Origin of the sequence: Candidatus Desulfatibia sp., assembly GCF_036446775.1 — a bacterium.
Classification (GTDB): Bacteria; Desulfobacterota; Desulfobacteria; order Desulfobacterales; family UBA11574; genus Desulfatibia_A.
Genome location: NZ_JAZFTO010000099.1, coordinates 21,648 through 37,998 on the forward strand (window position 1 = coordinate 21,648; position 16,351 = coordinate 37,998).

A 16,351-nucleotide genomic window follows, 5' to 3' on the forward strand; every position below is an offset into this window, starting at 1 on the left:
TTTTATGAACATTTTGTTTTTTGGGCCGAACGGCAGCGGGAAAGGTACCCAGGGAGCCATTTTAAAAGACAAATACAACACTCCCCACATAGAATCCGGCGCTATCTTTCGCGAAAACATTTCAAAAGGGACTGAATTAGGCCAAAAGGCCAAAGAATATATCGACCGGGGCGATCTGGTACCCGATGAAATTACGATCCCCATGATACTCGATCGCCTGCAACAGGATGACTGTAAAAGCAGCTGGCTTCTTGACGGGTTTCCGAGAAACAAGCACCAGGCGATAAAGCTGAATGAATCCCTGAAGGAAGCCAATATGGCCCTCGATATTGTTGTAGAAATTATTCTTGACCGCGAAATAGCCAAAAACAGAATCATGGGTCGCAGACTTTGTGTCAATGACAATAACCATCCCAATAATATCTATATTGATGCCATTAAACCCGACGGTGACCAGTGCCGCGTTTGCGGAGGCGATTTAAAAACCCGTGACGATGACCAGGATGAAACCGCCATCGACAAGCGCCATAGTATTTATTATGATACTGATACCGGCACTTTGGCATCATCCTACTATTTCAAAGACCTGGCCGCAAAAGAAGGCTCCATTAAATACATTATATTAGACGGAAGCCCCGGTGTTAAAGATGTTACTGCTGAGCTTGTTTCAAAGCTTTAAACCTGATGGCGTCGTAAAAAGTCCCATCTACTGCGCTTGTCCGCCTCAGGCGGGTTGTAGTATTTTTTATGAATATACTTTTTTGCTTGCCAACCACTCCAATTTAAGGTATTTGATTGGATTTATTGTTGATGAATAAAAATAACCATCATAAATATTGACCGTTGATGGAACGAAAGGAGCTGAGTAATTTGAAAGACATTCAGGTCAAGGTCTATGACAACGACCTTGAAAAGGCTATGCGCATTTTGAAAAAAAAGATTCAAAATGACGGCCTTTTTAAACGCCTAAAGTTGAAAAAGGCCTATGAAAAACCAAGTGAGCACAAACGCCGCAAACAACGTGAATCCTTGAGAAGGCAGAGAATTGCAGCTTCAAGAAACAGATATAGAAGAAAATAAAATCAAACCTTAAAGAATCAAACCCGGCGAGCTCTTCAATTCCGCCGGGTTTTTCTGTGAAAATGAGTCTGACAGATTCTTACACCAATTGCCTTAAGACCATGTATGGTCTGAGACGGTTCGGTATAAAGCTGGGACTTTCCACCATCCGAAGAATCCTTAACGGCCTTGGAAGCCCCCGTGATCGAATGGCATTCATCCATGTAGCCGGAACCAACGGAAAAGGATCTATCGCTTCCGCTCTGGCTGCGATCCTCCATCTATCCGGTTACAAAGTCGGACTTTATACCTCCCCGCACCTTGTAAAATTTAATGAAAGGATCTGTATAAATGGCCGTCCGATTTCCGATGAAAATGTTGTAGCATGCTATGAAGCCGTAAAAAGCGTTCATTACGGCGAACGCGAACCGACCTTTTTTGAATTTGCAACCGCAATGGCGTTTTATGAATTCGGCCGGCAAAAAGTCGATTGGGCCGTTATAGAGACCGGCATGGGTGGCCGGCTGGATGCTACCAATATCATCAAACCCGCCCTTTCCATCATAACCAATATCTCCATAGAACATAAAGAGTATCTGGGAAATACCATAGCCCAGATCGCCGGTGAAAAGGGAGGTATTATCAAAAAAAATGCGCCGGTGGTAACCGGCGTTAAACAGAAAAACGCCATTTCTGTGTTAAAAACTATTGCCCAATCGCAGTCTTCCCGATTTTATCGTTTTGGAGAAACATTTCGCGTTCGCAGGAACCAAAACCAGACATTTAATTATTATGGTATCGAAAATGTATGGCGAAACATGCAGACAGGATTAATCGGCCGCCACCAGATCGATAACGCAGCCATCGTTTTAGCCGCATGTGAGGTGCTGAACACAATCCGTACGAATCTTCCCCTGGCAAAAATCAAACAAGGCCTGATGCAAAACAGATGGCCGGGCAGGCTGGAAATTGTCTCCAGGACTCCCCTTGTAATTCTTGATGGCGCCCACAATCTTATTGCCGCTCGAAACCTGGCGAAGTATTTGTATGAAAATCTTTCTGACCGCAACATCACCCTGGTGATCGGCATTCTGGATGACAAGCCGTATGCCGCCATGCTTAAAAGTTTGCTTCCGTTGTGCAGCAGGGCCATCATAACCGCCCCCCAGATAGATCGGGCGCTACCCCCGAAAGCCCTGCATAAGGTTGCTCGGCAGATACTTTCCGACATAACAATTATCCCCCGTGTCAACAGCGCCGTCCAGCATGCCGTCGAAACCGCATCACCCCATGATGTCGTCTGCATCGCCGGCTCCCTTTACGTAGTCGGGGAAGCTAAAGAAACACTCGAAAAAATCCCTCATTTATGAATTGGAAACTACATAGTGCTCAAATTTATTTATGGATGGGCACTAGCTAATTATGAATTTGACTTTTTACGACGCCATCAAGCTTGACTTACTACCACTTATAATATACTGCTTTCCGTTAGAAATATCGCTTCGCGCCCGTAGCTCAGTGGATAGAGCGTCAGCCTCCGGAGCTGAAAGCCGCTGGTTCGAACCCAGCCGGGCGTACCAAATAATAACAAAGGGTTAGTCGTATTGACTAACCCTCTTTTTATTTCCATAAAAGTAATACCCAACGCTATACCCAACAAATCAAGAATAAAAAACCAGCACTAAAATACAGCGCTGGCTCAATTACTTTTCCTAATTGCTAATTCAAGTGAAATAATCATAGATGTTGCATTTATTCCCCTGGGGTATATTCAGAATACTGCATATTTCGTCCTGTATATCACTGAACCACTTTAGGACACCCCTTCTCATATCGTAAACTGATAGCTTTTTCCCACGATACCTGGCATCTTCTGAGTCGTCTTTTAAATGTCGATATTTTTGATATAGAGGCTTTAACTTTGGGTAAAATTTTATTTTTTCAAGAACTTTATGACTGGTTGGATGTTCATTTTTTTTAGACAGATATGCATGAATATAATGAAGCGCCATATAAAAAATTATTGTAGTACTCCAATTAGTGTGATCGGAAGGATCTGGGGAGGATAAATGACATAAAGCTTCAAAATTATCGTTAATAATATCTAAGTGTTTCGTTTTGCCCGGCACCAATTTAATCCTTATAATATAAAATTTCTTTATTTTTTAACACCAGGTCAATCTCTTTTTTCTTATCAATACAATAAATCGAAAAATCGAACTGTTCATCTGGATACTGGTCAAACATCCTCATTTCTACATCATAGATTTTTTCTCTTGTTTCAAGGTTCCTTTTGTCTAGAATAGTTATAAAACATTTAACATCGTAAGTTGATTCTAAAACAACAGCCTTAACATTCGGCAAATGATAAATAGCATTTAAATAAGTATTTTCAGGAGAGACAACCAAATGGCCTTCGCCCTCTAATACTACCACGTTGCCTGATGTAATTATGTCGCTTTCATTTTCTGTCAAATAAACTGTTTCATAAGTATCTTTCAAAATGACATTAGCCCATACATCACACTCTTTTGGATCTATCTGGCAATATCTCCAAACGTTGGAGATTAAGACTGCTCTTTGTACGACACCAGTGTTTGAACTCAACATCTGAAATCCTTCCTGGGGAATTTTAGGACTCCACTTGGGTTGGTAGGTTTCTGCTGAGTCAGTTGGATCAATATCACCAAAAAAACCGCTCGAAGTATCTATGGCCACCAGTCCCATTAAATCACCTTTATTTGAAATATAATGATAATATTTCCTCTATGTGGTTTGGAATGTTCTTAAAGAATCGATCAATATCTGTCAATCTAAAATTTTCGTCGGGGGCCTCCAGGTACGCAAACGTGTTTATGTCGTTAATCATAAGCAGTACCGGGTCGTGCGTTTTATATAACTGGGTTGATTTTATTCTTACCCATGAATTTAGGTTGAATTTTTTAAACTCATATTTTTTCAAAGAGTGCAGTTCAAATGCACTTGTATTGTTAAATGGCTTCTCTAAATAATTATCTTTGCAGTATGTATTCGCAATAAATTGCGGAACTGTTTCATCTTCAATCTTTGCGACTCGATCTATTATGAGTGCCAATCTCTGAATCCTGATTTTAGATGCTTTTTTATACTCCCTAAACAGCTCCCTAGCAAAATTTCCAAAATTTAGAGCATCAGGATCGGTAATCGAAGAAAAGGCAGGGTTTTGAAAAATCAGGTTTGTTCTTTCCAGGGTCACTTCAAGTTTCCAGCTGTCAAGCTGGGAGTTTAAAATAAACCGAGGGATTTCCGCCGGGGCATCTTGGGGAATAGGCGTACTGAACAATTCGCCATCAAATTTATTTCCTGATAATTTTTTAAAGAGATTGATGAGATGAAAGCTGTCACCAATTGAAAAGTCTGGCGTGAAAATAACCGCCAGAAATTTGACAGGTGAAAACTCAATCATGGTCACGAACCTTCCGACTATTAAAATTTGACATAATTATTGATATACGGGTGTTTCAGAATTTTAATGATTTTATACTGACTCATATCGGCCCTTTTCATCATTTTCTGAAGGTGAGGAGTTTAATAATTGTAAGAAATTATCAAAATGTCAAGGATAATCGTATTTTGCAGAGGACCCAGGACCGTCCTGTAGCTACCCACGAGGCGCTATGTCAGGCGACCCTGGGGTCGATCAGGGGTCGGACTGTTCTGGCCGGCACGACCCTTCGGCAATATGATACACCGCTTTCAGGTCCTGTGTGACTGCCGTGAGGTACTTCTGGCATATTGAGACATCCAAAAGAACTTTAAAGTGGTTACACTTGCCGCATGGCCGCTCGTTCGACTCCCACCATAATAATATCAAGGGCTTATCAAATTTTGCTAAGCCCTTTTTCATTGCAAAAAGATCCACTCCCAGCACTATACCCAACAAGCCTAATGTAAATCAGGGTAAAAAGAAATATCTCATCCCATTAAAAAACCCGACTTCCAATTACTGGAAACCGGGTTTGGGTCTTTAGTGCGGGTGAAGATTTGGTGCCCGAATCAACACCCTTTAGGGGGTGGCTCGGATGCATGATGGAAGGCAGTAATTGGATTCACTCTGACAATCCATCCAGTTTTGATATGTTTTGATTATGTTATTATTTCAAATGCTTGATAGTGTTTTGTAGCCATCTAAGTCAGGGGTGACGCAAAAATTCAGATTAATGTAAGTCAAAACTTATTACTTGTTTTATTCCTCGTCCAGCACCTTTCGAACCACCACTGCAAGATCGCGTATAACCAGGGGTTTCATGGTAAAAGCTTTGATACCAAGTTCTTTTGCGTTTTCCTCTGTAACTTTTTCACTAAATCCGGTACAGAGGATTATCGGCATTTCAGAACGGATGTTTAAAATTTCTTTCACCAGCTTGTCGCCGTCCATCTGCGGCATCGCCATGTCTGTAATTACCAAATCGAATTGGTCTGGATTGGAACGAAATAATTCCAGAGCTTCGACAGGATTCATTTTTACTTCAACCTGATATCCCAACCGCTCCAGCATCTGTCGCACAATGAACACAATTGATTCTTCATCATCAACAAAGAGTATATTTTCATTACCAGTAGGAAGCTCCTCAATAATTTTAGATTCTGTCACCACTTCTTCTTCAGTTACGGGGAAAAAGATGTTAAAGGTTGTTCCTTTGCCGAGTTCGCTGTCAACCGTAATTGCACCTCTATGGATTTTGACAATACCGTGCACCACTGACAGCCCCAAACCGGAACCTTTTCCAACTTCTTTTGTTGTAAAATAGGGATCAAATATCCGTTCTATGGTTTCCGGGGCTATGCCATGACCGGTATCGCTTACAGTCACTTTAACATAGTTGCCCTGGGTTAATTCAGGGTCAATAAGAGCAGTTGAATTTTCATCCAAGAAAATATTTTGTATTCCGATATCCAGCATCCCCCCGGTTTCTTCCATGGCGTGAGAAGCGTTAGTGCATAAATTGATCATTATCTGATTGATTTGAGTAGGATCAGCAAAAACGGTATCCGCTGTATCTTGAATGTTTTGGCGAATATCAATATTAGCAGTTATCGTGGATCGCAAAAACTTGAGAGCGTCTTTGATGACGGAGATTATACTTATAGGTTGTCGCTTTATGTCGGTTTTTCGGATGAAACTGAGAAGCTGCCTTACAACATTTTTGGCACGCAGGCCTGCTGTTTTAATCTCTTCAAGGTTGAAATGAGCAGGATTCCACTCAGGAACATCATCCAGTGCTAATTCCGTATTACCTAAAATGATGCTGAGGATGTTGTTAAATTCATGAGCGATTCCACCGGTGAGCGTGCCTATCGCTTCCATTTTATGAGCTTGTTTTAATTGGAATTCAAGCTGCTTCCGGCCACTTATGTCTCTTATAACGCCATGTGTACCAATGAATTTTTTATCCTCTTTTTTGATCGGCTCGTCGTATATGCCGTTGGATTTCAATTCAATAGTCAGGTGTCCGACTTTACAATCCTTAAACTGACCTCTTTCACCACAGACTTTTAGTCTCAATTCCATTTGGGAGGCAGCACGATCGCCGGTTCTCCTTTCATTAAATGACCATTTAGCTTTTTCTAAATCATTGTCATGGATGAGAGTAGTATAGTGCTCACCAATAAGTTGTTCAATTTGAAAACCGAGTAACCGCTCAGCTGTATTGCTTATAAATTTAAAGTTACCCTGACCATCCAGCATATAAATAATGTCAGGAGAATTTTTAACCAGATACCTGTAACATTCTTCTGTCCGTATCAGCTTTTCATTAATAACTTCGTTTTCACTCTCTAATCTTTTGTGATCAAGACCATTTTTTACTGTAACCAACAATTCTTCCGGCTCAAATGGTTTCTTGATGTAGTCGTAGGCCCCTTTCTTTATAAATTTTATAGCTGATTTTATTGAAGCATGTCCGGTAATAACAATGACCAAGGTATCAGGACTTTGATTGGTTATATAATCCATAATTTGGTAGCCATTCATATCAGGTATAACAATGTCGAGAAGAACAAGATCAAAATCATAATTGTTCAAATATTCTATTGCTTTTTTACCACTATTGCATGTTTTCAATATATAGCCCTGATTGCTTAATAATGCCTTTAAGCTTTCGCACATTCGGGAGTCGTCATCAACTATGAGAACTTTAGGACTATTAGGCATCTTGACCTCCTTAATTTAAGATTCTTGATGTTGGGCTATTGGTAAAACTATTTTAAAACTCGTTCCTTTTTTATTGTCACTTTCACAAGTTATGGCCCCCTTTAATTCCTTGATTGCATTATAAACAATGGAGAGCCCCAAACCGGCATGTCCGGCCCCTTTCGAGGTAATATAAGGTTCAAAGAGTTGGGCTTTAACGGTATCAGGAATGCCCGGACCATCATCTTCGATAATGATTTCCACATGCCCCTGTGTACTGTCTGCAACCTGGTTTATTTTATCGTCGATGTAATTTGAAATATATCGGGTGCCAATACAAAGATTTCCTCTACCCGACATAGCCTCATCTGCATTTTTAATAAGGTTGCTAAAGACCTGTATCATTCTGTTTTTATCTGTCATAACCGCTGGAAGTGAAGGGTCTAACTTCAAATGAGTATTGATGTTGGGCTTGAGTATAAGGGATTCTTGAAAGATTCTTATCAGGTTTGACAAAAGGGCATTTACATCCAAAGGATCGTTTGGTTGGATTTTAAGTTCTGAAAAATCAGATAATTCACTTATAATAAGAGCCACTCGGTCGATTTCCTCATTAATAATCCTGATTTCCTCTTCAACGGGCTGATCTTCAGACAATTTTCTCTTCAGAATGGCAAGATAATTTTTTGTTACACTTAATGGGGTATTCACTTCGTGAACAATCTTTTGAGCTATGGTTGACGCGGCGCTCAGACGTTCAGACTGAATTAATTTTGCCTGGTTTTGGGTCAAATAGTTTGATTGAAGGGCCAAGGCCGCCTGTTTAGTAAACATCATCAAAAGCTTTATCTTATCCGTTAAATGGGATACACGCGCCTCTTCCAATCCCAAGACTATTACACCAACATATTGTTTGTGTGCGATCATCGGAAGGCAAAGAATACCGTCTTTTTCAACTAAGCGGATGATTTGCTCATCTAAAATTGTAAGTTTGTCTTTTATTGAATCGCTGAAAGAATCAAGGGGTTTTCTTTGGAGAAGGGACTTCGCTAAAAGGCTTTTTCCATTTTGCAAGGGGATTGTCACTTCATTGATTGGATCATTATTTTTGGCAGGCGCCATGCCCTTACCTAACAGAATATTTCTTTCTGATGCATGCAGAAAAAACAAAACATTTTTAACATCAAACAGAATATGAAGCCCTTCCTGCACAACTTTCAGTATAGAATCTTCATCGTGAGCCTCTAAAAGATTCTGGAGTGTACCCTGAAACAAAGTAATATCTTTTACTTCCTGAATTAAATCTTCTTGTCTTTCATGATCTTTTTCAGAAACAGTCTTTTCTGAAACATCAGGTGTCCCAATATCTATATCTAAAGATTGTGCAACATCGCTTACATCTTTTTCGGCTTGAAGGATGATTTCTTCTACCTCAGAGGTTTCAAATCCAAAAATATATTTGGCTATTCCAAACTTGACTTCGTCTTCTTTGTTTGTTTTGGGACAAAGGATATTCCCAACATATATTATCTTAACAAGAGGAAGAGCATCCTGAATCCTATCGGCTGATCCATGGTGATAAAGAACCGCATCTGCCATGAATGATTGAAGCTTCCAGCGGTTGATCAGCCAAGCTCCAACTTCACAGTGTGTGGCCCCATGAAGGGCTTCTCCAACCAAGATTAGATCCCACTGACCTTTTGATGAATTGAGAATATCAGCATATTCTTTGGGAAAATTTACCCATAAAACTAATTTCCCCATATCGTGAAGGAGCCCTGTTAAAAATGCCTCGTCAGGAGAAGCGTAGGATATCTTTTTAGCAATTAGTTTGGACAATATGGCACACATCAGAGAGTGCCTCCAGAAAACCTTCAAATCAAAAACAGAATTATCTTTTACTTTGCTGAAAGCTTGAATAACTGAAGCGCTAATGGCAATATTTTTTATGGCATTTTGCCCTAAAATTACCAGGGACTGATTAATATTGGTTACTCTTTTGGGTACTCCATAGTAGGCAGAATTGGCCATCTTAATAACTTTGGCGCTTAAAGACGTATCCTTATTGATTATTTGGGATATATCCTTGATTGTGCTTTCTTCGCTATTACAGAACTCTATCAATTTTAATAGAATTTGAGGAAGTGAGGGAAGGCTTTTTGAAGTTTTTATTCTATCGAAGAATTGAACAGGACGTTTTTCCATCAAGTACCACCCTTATCATTTGAGACTCAAATATCGGTTCACATTATTAAGCCGGTACAGAGCAGGTTTTCTTTGGAAGTATTCATGCGACATTCAGTACTTGGATTTGAATAACACATGGTGGCTATAACTTCAATATTTTCATTTTTTGAAAAATTAAGGGAATAATCAAAGCAGGGGATAGGATGCTTTTTCCGAAAAAATAACAGTTCAAAACACTTTATATTGTGAACTAAGATCTGTTGATATCTTGCAACGACAACAACTATCTGGTTTGATCGATATTTGAACGATACGTTAATAGTATCATCAGCCCCAATTAGCCCCTTACAATTTCCATAAATCTTATCCATCACCTGCTGTTGCTTTCACTATGGGCAGTTCTGATTCTGTAAGCCTCCTCCTCAACGGGTTAAAATCATCAGTTTTTTCAGCACCATTTAATATTATTAGGTACCGTTGTACTTTTCAACGGTTTTTTTATTAATCTCATAATAGAAGGAGGGAATTATAAAAGTTTTACAGGCAGTTACATTTTGGTTAAATTGCTTGTTTCTTCATTTCCTTATAAATACGTTCAATTTTCTGGACTTGATCAGAAGTAAGACTTATTTCTTCTTTCATTTCTAACAAATGGGCAGGTCCTGGAACGCCATTAAGTTCTGCGGCTTTTGCTAACCCCCATCCTTTCCCATTTTTCAATTCCTCAATATCTGATTCTGACAAGCTTCTGATTTCTCTCTTTTCCTGTCCTAAATACTTCGATTTGTAAGTATTCTCGGATGAGGAAAAAGCAGAAAATGATACCAAAACAACCATCAGGAATCCTAAAAAGAAAATTTTAGCTTTCATTTATTGCTCCATTTTCTAAATATCTATGGCCGGCACTCCTTCGCCATGTGAAACACCAAGTTGGATGTGTCGCTCGCCTCTTCGACATTTACCTCTTAGATTGGTACCAGGAATCGTGTAATCAAAGCCCGGCCGCGCCGGGTTGTGCGGCCATATGGTAAGCATTCCGAGACAAGTACCTTGACGTTACGACTTAAAAAGTCTTTAATAGAATATGGAAACTAAAAAAGACTTTTTGAAGCTGGGAGTAATGTCGTGGTTTCTCAAAAAATACCCGATAAAATAGGTAGGTATAAGATAACTCGAGAGCTGGGCCGCGGGGGCATGGGCGTGGTTTACTTAGGGCATGATCCGTTTATTGATCGCCAGGTAGCCATAAAAATCACATTAGCCAACCCTACCAAGGATTCTTCTATTCTTGAACGCTATCAGCAACTATTTTTCAACGAAGCCCGGGCGGCCGGAAAATTGACGCATCCTCATATCGTGTCGTTATACGACGCCATGTGGGAACATGATACGGGCTACTTGATCATGGAATATGTGGAGGGCACCACTTTGAAAGAATATTGCTCAATAGAGGCCTTATTGCCGCTGGATAATACAATAAAACACATTTTTCAGAGCGCTAAGGCTCTTGACTATGCCCACCAAAACGGAGTCATCCATCGCGACATCAAACCGAGTAATATCATGGTTTCCCTTACAGGCGAAGCCAAGATTACCGATTTTGGCATCGCCCAAGTAGAGGGATTTACGGACCTTCCCGAATCCGGGAGCTTTACCGGTTCGGTTTATTACACTTCACCGGAACAGATCCGCAATGAGCCATTAACACCACAGACAGACATTTTTTCACTTGGAGTAGTAATGTATGAACTCCTGACCGGCACCAAACCTTTCCAGGCTGACAATGAATACGCCACATTATTTAAGATCGCCAACGAAAACCCCGAACCTTTGGAAAAATACCGGCAAGATATTCCTGAATCCCTGGAACATATCGTCATGCGAGCTTTAGCAAAAAATTTGACCAAACGTTTCCAGACCGGGCTGCAATTAGCGTCGGAGTTGAGTGCCTCATTCGATAATTTGAAGTTTTTGGACGAGGAGATCAATTCTAAAGAAAAACTCAATGCCCTTAAAAAAATAGCTTTTTTCAAGGATTTTAATTCCAGTGAATTAGCTGAAGTACTCAAAACCACTCAATGGCTAAAATACGATAGCGCTGAAATTATCATCACTGAAGGGGATATAGAAAACTGCTTCTATATTATTGTTGCCGGCGAAGTTGCGGTCACAAAACAAGCAAAGCGGCTGGCGGTATTGAAGCAGGGTGACTGCTTCGGCGAAATGGCCTACCTGGTCAAAGCCAAACGGACTGCCACTATCGAGACACTTAGCAATACCATTTTGATGAAGATAAACGCATCTATTATAGAGCAGATGTCCACCAGTACTCAGTTCCGTTTTTATAAAGTTTTTTCCCATACCCTGATTCAGCGCCTGAGCCGCGCCAGTGAATTATTGTCCCAAAAGTCTTTTTGATGCCTCCTAAACCCTATAGTTGCATAAAATCATGTGTTCGATCTAAGCCGCTACAACGAAAACTATTGCCAGTATTGGCTGATTCTGGATACTGGTTCCTGGATACTGGATGTTTTTGGACTTCACTACTAGAGCATTCCCGAATATCCAGCATCTAGTATCCAGCATCCAGCATTGATGTCCCTGTTGCTTTTTTGGCAAGCTGTGATTATAGTTTAGCATTATGAAAGAACACGACGAAAAAATACCCGACCCCAAAGAGATTGAAAAAGAAATAGGCGATTTTATATCAAAAAAGTTCGGTGGCAGTGTTAAAATGGTATCGCCCCTGGTGATGCAGCAGGAGATAGCCACGGAAAAAACCGAAGAGCTTGCGCCCAAAAAGAAAAAAATCAGTTTTGATTTAAAACCCGAAGATCTGATCGCCTATCTGGACCAGTATATTGTTAAACAAGATGCCGCCAAAGCTATTCTGGCAACAAAAATATGCACACATTTCAATAGGATAAAACTTGCTGAATCCTCTCCTGACGATGTTAATGACATGGTGGGCCATATTAAAAACAATATACTTATGTTCGGTCCCACCGGGATTGGCAAAACATACCTTATCAAACTAATCGCTGACAAAATCCGCGTTCCATTTGTCAAGGGTGATGCAACCAAATTCAGCGAAACCGGTTATGTCGGCGGGGATGTGGAAGATTTGGTTAGAGATCTGGTGCGGGAAACAGACGGCGATATCGAACTGGCGCAACACGGTATTATTTACATCGATGAAATCGATAAAATTGCATCCAATCGCAACATCATCGGGGTTGACGTGTCGCGATCCGGCGTTCAGCGAGCTCTGCTTAAGCCCATGGAAGAGACGGAAGTCGATTTGAAAGTTCCCCATGACCCCATCTCAATGATTCAAGAAATCGAACGCTTTCGCAAAACAGGCAAGCGCGATAAGCGTACCGTAAATACCAGTAAAATCCTGTTTATTATGAGCGGTGCCTTTGGAGATCTGGCCCAGATCGTCCAAAAAAGGATTACAAGTCAAAAAATCGGTTTTGGAGCTCAAATTACAAATTCCCAAGACCATATTAAATTTCTTAAACATGTCAAGTCGGAAGATTTGATAGAGTTTGGATTTGAATCCGAGTTTATCGGCCGTCTACCTGTGCGGGCTGTTTTTGAAAAACTTTCGGAAGATGATCTTTACGAAATTCTTAAAAACCCCAGCAACCCGGTCATTCTTGGCAAAAAACTCGATTTCGCCGCTTATGGTATCGACATAAAATTTGAAGACCGGGCCTTACGCCTTTTAGCAAAAAACGCCTGTCAGGAAAACACAGGGGCCAGGGGCCTGGTTAGCGCCGTTGAACATGTGCTCCTTAAATTTGAAAAGAAACTGCCGTCAACTGATATTAGAAAGCTCCCGGTAACGGCTGCTGTCATTGAAAACCCTGACCAAGAACTCGAAACAATGCTGACATCACCAAGTCTGGACACATACGATCAAGCTTTGGAAAGGATGTACCTTGCTGAAAAAGAATTTATTAAAGAATATTTGAATTCAAACAAAAAGAACTTTACTGAAAAGTTCAGCCTGACACTGACACCTTCGCGCATTGATATCGTGGCCGAATACTATACCAAACACATTATGGATGTCGGAAAAGCCATTGATAAAGTTAAATCTTATTATGATGAAATAAAAAAAATTGAGCTCTATTTTTTTAAAAACCACGATATCAATATTGTTATGGAAGAAGACGCCGTCGATTTCATTATTGATCAGTTTGAAAATTCAGATGCTAAGCTCAAAGATTTTTACAAACAGCTTACAGCCGATTTTGAACACGGCCTTAAACTAATAAGAGAAAAGACCGGAAGGAATCGGTTTTTTATCACAAAACAGGCACTTTTGTCGCCAGAGGCATTTATCAGCAATCTTATTCGAGATGAGCTTCCGCAGATTTAATACCGGATTCTGAGGGAGCAAATTAAATTCCAAATAACAAGCATCAAATTACAAATAAATCACAATAACCGAAATTCAAAATAACAAACTTTAGAATTTCATTGGAATTTGGTGCTTGTAGTTTGGAGCTTGTTTGTGTTTGGGTGCTTGGAATTTGTGATTTTGGACACAAAACTCTAAGGCAGAGCCGGATATCTCTGACCTGGCCCGAAAAACCAGGCTTTTCAGGACTAAGTAAACAAACAGGAGTTGCTATGCTTTTCCCCGATTACAGACCCAGACGTTTGCGGCAAAATGAAGCCTTTCGGCGTATGATTCGCGAAACAAAACTTTCGGTTGATGACTTGATCCTGCCGCTATTTGCTATCAGCGGCAAAGGAGTTAAAAATCCCATCGAATCGATGCCCGGGCAATATCAGCTATCTGTTGACAACCTCGTTAAAACCTCCAAAGAAGCATTTGAACTTGGTATTCCGGCTGTTATTCTCTTCGGAATCCCTAACAAAAAGGATCCTCTTGCAACCCGGGCGTATGCCAAAGACGGTATCGTTCAAAAGGCAACCAGAGCTTTAAAAGAAAAACTCCCTGATCTGGCAGTCATTACCGACGTCTGTTTATGCCAGTATACGGATCACGGCCATTGCGGTGTTATCGACGGCCAGAATATAGACAACGACGCCTCCCTTGACCTGCTTGCCAGAACGGCCCTGTCGCATGCCGCAGCAGGCGCCGACATGGTGGCCCCTTCTGACATGATGGATGGTCGTGTTGCTGAAATTCGCAATATCCTTGACGAAAATGATTTTAGTCAACTCCCCATACTTTCATATGCAGCCAAATATTGTTCTGCATATTACGGTCCGTTTCGTGATGCAGCAGACTCTGCCCCCAAGTTCGGGGATCGCCGAACGTACCAGATGGACCCTGCAAATGCCTTGGAAGCCATTCGGGAAGTTTCCATGGATATCGAGGAAGGTGCCGATATCATCATGGTGAAACCCGCGCTTGCCTATCTCGACATCATCTGCCGGATACGGGAAGAGACCGATCTTCCGATCGCGGCTTATAACGTCAGCGGTGAATATTCCATGATAAAAGCAGCCGAAGAAAAGGGCTGGCTGGACGGCAAGAAGGTTATGATGGAGACTCTCACAGCAATCAAGCGGGCCGGGGCCGACCTGATTTTGACCTACTTTGCAATAGAAGCCGCCAAAGAGCTTAACTAGTTCCCAGGAAGAAAATGAAGCTGATTTTGTTATCCTTGAGTTTGTCGGGCTATATAATGCTGGTCTAGAGCTTGACGCAGATATGTTTTGATCACGGCTTGACGACTAATGTTTAACTCCTTTGCTAGGGCGTCTAATTCTTTTAGCATGTCAAGCGTAAAGTCAACATTGACTCGTTTAACCGGGGGCCTCATTCCACCCTTATTGGTAAAATATCTGGAAATGTCTTTCCCGCTCATTGCCATTTCAGCAATCTCATCGGCAGTTGGTTTCTTTTTTTTAGCTGTTTTGCTCATATAACTTTTCCTCTTGTTTTGTCGATTTCCATAGGGTTACAAGGTGATAATACTCACCTTCCTTATCTTCTCCAACTTCATATATGACGGTATATAATTTGCCTTTTACCCACCCAATTGCGCGAAACTGTTCAGGATCATCAGAACGACAGTCTACATAATGATAATGCGTCCAAATCTCTTTCACTTCCTCAAACCCAGTTTTCCTCCTTGGGTCCTTTCGCAGCTTTCCACTTTTTTCTTGGTCGTATTTGAACCGCATAATTTATTGGTATAACAGTTATACCATTTCGTCAATTTTATTTTTTATCGAAGACTGATTCCACACTGCTCTATTTAGGGGTTAATTCGAATTCAAATAGTGCTATTCGTGGTGCACTTACAACTTGAATTCACCGTTTCTGTGCACTGGATCTGGAGTAAAATTGATTGCTGATGAAAGGAGATTTGATAAGAAGTCGCTTTCGAGAGCGAAATAAAGAAAAATTCACAGTTGTGTAGGGCCGCAGGGTGTATCCCAATATGTAGTGGGGCTATATTCCCCCCATCAACCGAAATACGGACACTCTCAACTGAAATGGATATGACCGATATTAGGCATTATGTCAAGAAGGCATTTTTTACCAAATATACTGAAATGCCCGAAATTTTGAAACAGCAAACCTGTAGGCCCACGTGCTTGGCTGCTAGAAATAGGCTTCCGTCTTCGTTCTTCGAACTACGCCGGACAAGTCGACCGGGTAGTCAGGATCGGTAAGATCGCTTGTCCCGCCGAAGCTTCATTAGCTTCATCGGCGAAGGCGGATCGTCGGCGGTGGGTGCCGGCGACTGGTCATATGCGGGAAAAACATCGATGGGCGGGGCCCTCCAGAGGCGGGTAAACATTAGCAACGGGCTGCGGCTTGCGCTTTACATCCCACAAACCCAAGTGTTTCAAGATCTTTTTAATCACATCCGGGTCCTCTATAAACGCAATTACTCTCATTTCCGAAGAACATTTAGGACACAAAAGTGGATCAAC

Annotated in this window: 12 protein-coding genes, 1 tRNA gene and 1 pseudogene; 7 read left to right on the plus strand and 7 right to left on the minus strand. The window is 41.1% G+C overall.

What is annotated here, in order from left to right; translation table 11 throughout:
• Positions 1 to 4: 4 nt before the first annotated feature.
• From V3S16_RS04650 to V3S16_RS04665, 4 genes are all read left to right on the plus strand, one after another.
• A complete protein-coding gene (locus tag V3S16_RS04650; protein WP_413883511.1) occupies positions 5 to 679 on the plus strand; it encodes an adenylate kinase in 675 nt (224 codons plus the stop codon).
• A 191-nt stretch (positions 680 to 870) separates the two neighbouring features.
• A complete protein-coding gene (rpsU, locus tag V3S16_RS04655; RefSeq protein ID WP_413883512.1) occupies positions 871 to 1,080 on the plus strand; it encodes a 30S ribosomal protein S21 in 210 nt (69 codons plus the stop codon).
• 62 nt (positions 1,081 to 1,142) lie between these two features.
• The gene (locus V3S16_RS04660) at positions 1,143 to 2,429 is read left to right on the plus strand and encodes a bifunctional folylpolyglutamate synthase/dihydrofolate synthase (protein ID WP_413883513.1); all 1,287 of its coding nucleotides are present in this window, start codon (positions 1,143 to 1,145) and stop codon (positions 2,427 to 2,429) included.
• A gap of 134 nt (positions 2,430 to 2,563) precedes the next feature.
• Positions 2,564 to 2,639: transfer RNA gene (locus V3S16_RS04665), tRNA-Arg, on the plus strand.
• Between the two features lie 553 nt (positions 2,640 to 3,192).
• On the opposite strand, the gene V3S16_RS04670 is transcribed toward V3S16_RS04665, so the two are convergent.
• The 5 genes from V3S16_RS04670 to V3S16_RS04690 form a co-directional block, all read right to left on the minus strand.
• Positions 3,193 to 3,786 carry a hypothetical protein gene (locus V3S16_RS04670; RefSeq protein ID WP_413883514.1) on the minus strand — a complete coding sequence of 198 codons (594 nt, stop codon included), beginning with the start codon at positions 3,784 to 3,786 and terminating at the stop codon, positions 3,193 to 3,195.
• Between the two features lie 10 nt (positions 3,787 to 3,796).
• Positions 3,797 to 4,510: a hypothetical protein gene (locus V3S16_RS04675; protein WP_413883515.1), complete on the minus strand. Its 714-nt coding sequence runs from the start codon at positions 4,508 to 4,510 to the stop codon at positions 3,797 to 3,799.
• A gap of 774 nt (positions 4,511 to 5,284) precedes the next feature.
• Positions 5,285 to 7,252: a response regulator gene (locus V3S16_RS04680; RefSeq protein ID WP_413883516.1), complete on the minus strand. Its 1,968-nt coding sequence runs from the start codon at positions 7,250 to 7,252 to the stop codon at positions 5,285 to 5,287.
• 15 nt (positions 7,253 to 7,267) lie between these two features.
• Positions 7,268 to 9,436: an HDOD domain-containing protein gene (locus V3S16_RS04685; protein WP_413883517.1), complete on the minus strand. Its 2,169-nt coding sequence runs from the start codon at positions 9,434 to 9,436 to the stop codon at positions 7,268 to 7,270.
• A gap of 540 nt (positions 9,437 to 9,976) precedes the next feature.
• On the minus strand, positions 9,977 to 10,288 hold the full coding sequence (locus V3S16_RS04690; protein WP_413883518.1) for a hypothetical protein: 312 nt from the start codon (positions 10,286 to 10,288) through the stop codon (positions 9,977 to 9,979).
• 255 nt (positions 10,289 to 10,543) lie between these two features.
• On the opposite strand from V3S16_RS04690, the gene V3S16_RS04695 reads away from it, so the two are divergent.
• From V3S16_RS04695 to hemB, 3 genes are all read left to right on the plus strand, one after another.
• The gene (locus V3S16_RS04695; protein WP_413883519.1) at positions 10,544 to 11,836 is read left to right on the plus strand and encodes a protein kinase domain-containing protein; all 1,293 of its coding nucleotides are present in this window, start codon (positions 10,544 to 10,546) and stop codon (positions 11,834 to 11,836) included.
• Between the two features lie 223 nt (positions 11,837 to 12,059).
• A complete protein-coding gene (locus V3S16_RS04700) occupies positions 12,060 to 13,808 on the plus strand; it encodes an AAA family ATPase (RefSeq protein WP_413883520.1) in 1,749 nt (582 codons plus the stop codon).
• A gap of 254 nt (positions 13,809 to 14,062) precedes the next feature.
• A complete protein-coding gene (hemB, locus tag V3S16_RS04705; protein WP_413883521.1) occupies positions 14,063 to 15,034 on the plus strand; it encodes a porphobilinogen synthase in 972 nt (323 codons plus the stop codon).
• A 29-nt stretch (positions 15,035 to 15,063) separates the two neighbouring features.
• Here the strand turns inward: hemB and V3S16_RS04710 are convergent, their stop codons facing one another.
• Entirely contained in the window at positions 15,064 to 15,330 is a 267-nt protein-coding gene (locus V3S16_RS04710; protein WP_413883522.1) for a ribbon-helix-helix domain-containing protein, read from the minus strand.
• A gap of 832 nt (positions 15,331 to 16,162) precedes the next feature.
• Positions 16,163 to 16,351 (minus strand): annotated as a pseudogene (locus V3S16_RS04715) (hypothetical protein); the annotation flags it as partial.

What these genes read in the sequence shown, in the direction of transcription:
- V3S16_RS04650 (WP_413883511.1), top strand. Translation starts at nt 5, where the DNA reads ATGAACATTTTGTTTTTTGGGCCGAACGGCAGCGGGAAAGGTACCCAG.
- V3S16_RS04660 (WP_413883513.1), top strand. Translation starts at nt 1,143, where the DNA reads ATGAGTCTGACAGATTCTTACACCAATTGCCTTAAGACCATGTATGGT.
- V3S16_RS04670 (WP_413883514.1), bottom strand. Translation starts at nt 3,786, where the DNA reads ATGGGACTGGTGGCCATAGATACTTCGAGCGGTTTTTTTGGTGATATT.
- V3S16_RS04680 (WP_413883516.1), bottom strand. Translation starts at nt 7,252, where the DNA reads ATGCCTAATAGTCCTAAAGTTCTCATAGTTGATGACGACTCCCGAATG.
- V3S16_RS04685 (WP_413883517.1), bottom strand. Translation starts at nt 9,436, where the DNA reads ATGGAAAAACGTCCTGTTCAATTCTTCGATAGAATAAAAACTTCAAAA.
- V3S16_RS04690 (WP_413883518.1), bottom strand. Translation starts at nt 10,288, where the DNA reads ATGAAAGCTAAAATTTTCTTTTTAGGATTCCTGATGGTTGTTTTGGTA.
- V3S16_RS04700 (WP_413883520.1), top strand. Translation starts at nt 12,060, where the DNA reads ATGAAAGAACACGACGAAAAAATACCCGACCCCAAAGAGATTGAAAAA.
- hemB (WP_413883521.1), top strand. Translation starts at nt 14,063, where the DNA reads ATGCTTTTCCCCGATTACAGACCCAGACGTTTGCGGCAAAATGAAGCC.
- V3S16_RS04710 (WP_413883522.1), bottom strand. Translation starts at nt 15,330, where the DNA reads ATGAGCAAAACAGCTAAAAAAAAGAAACCAACTGCCGATGAGATTGCT.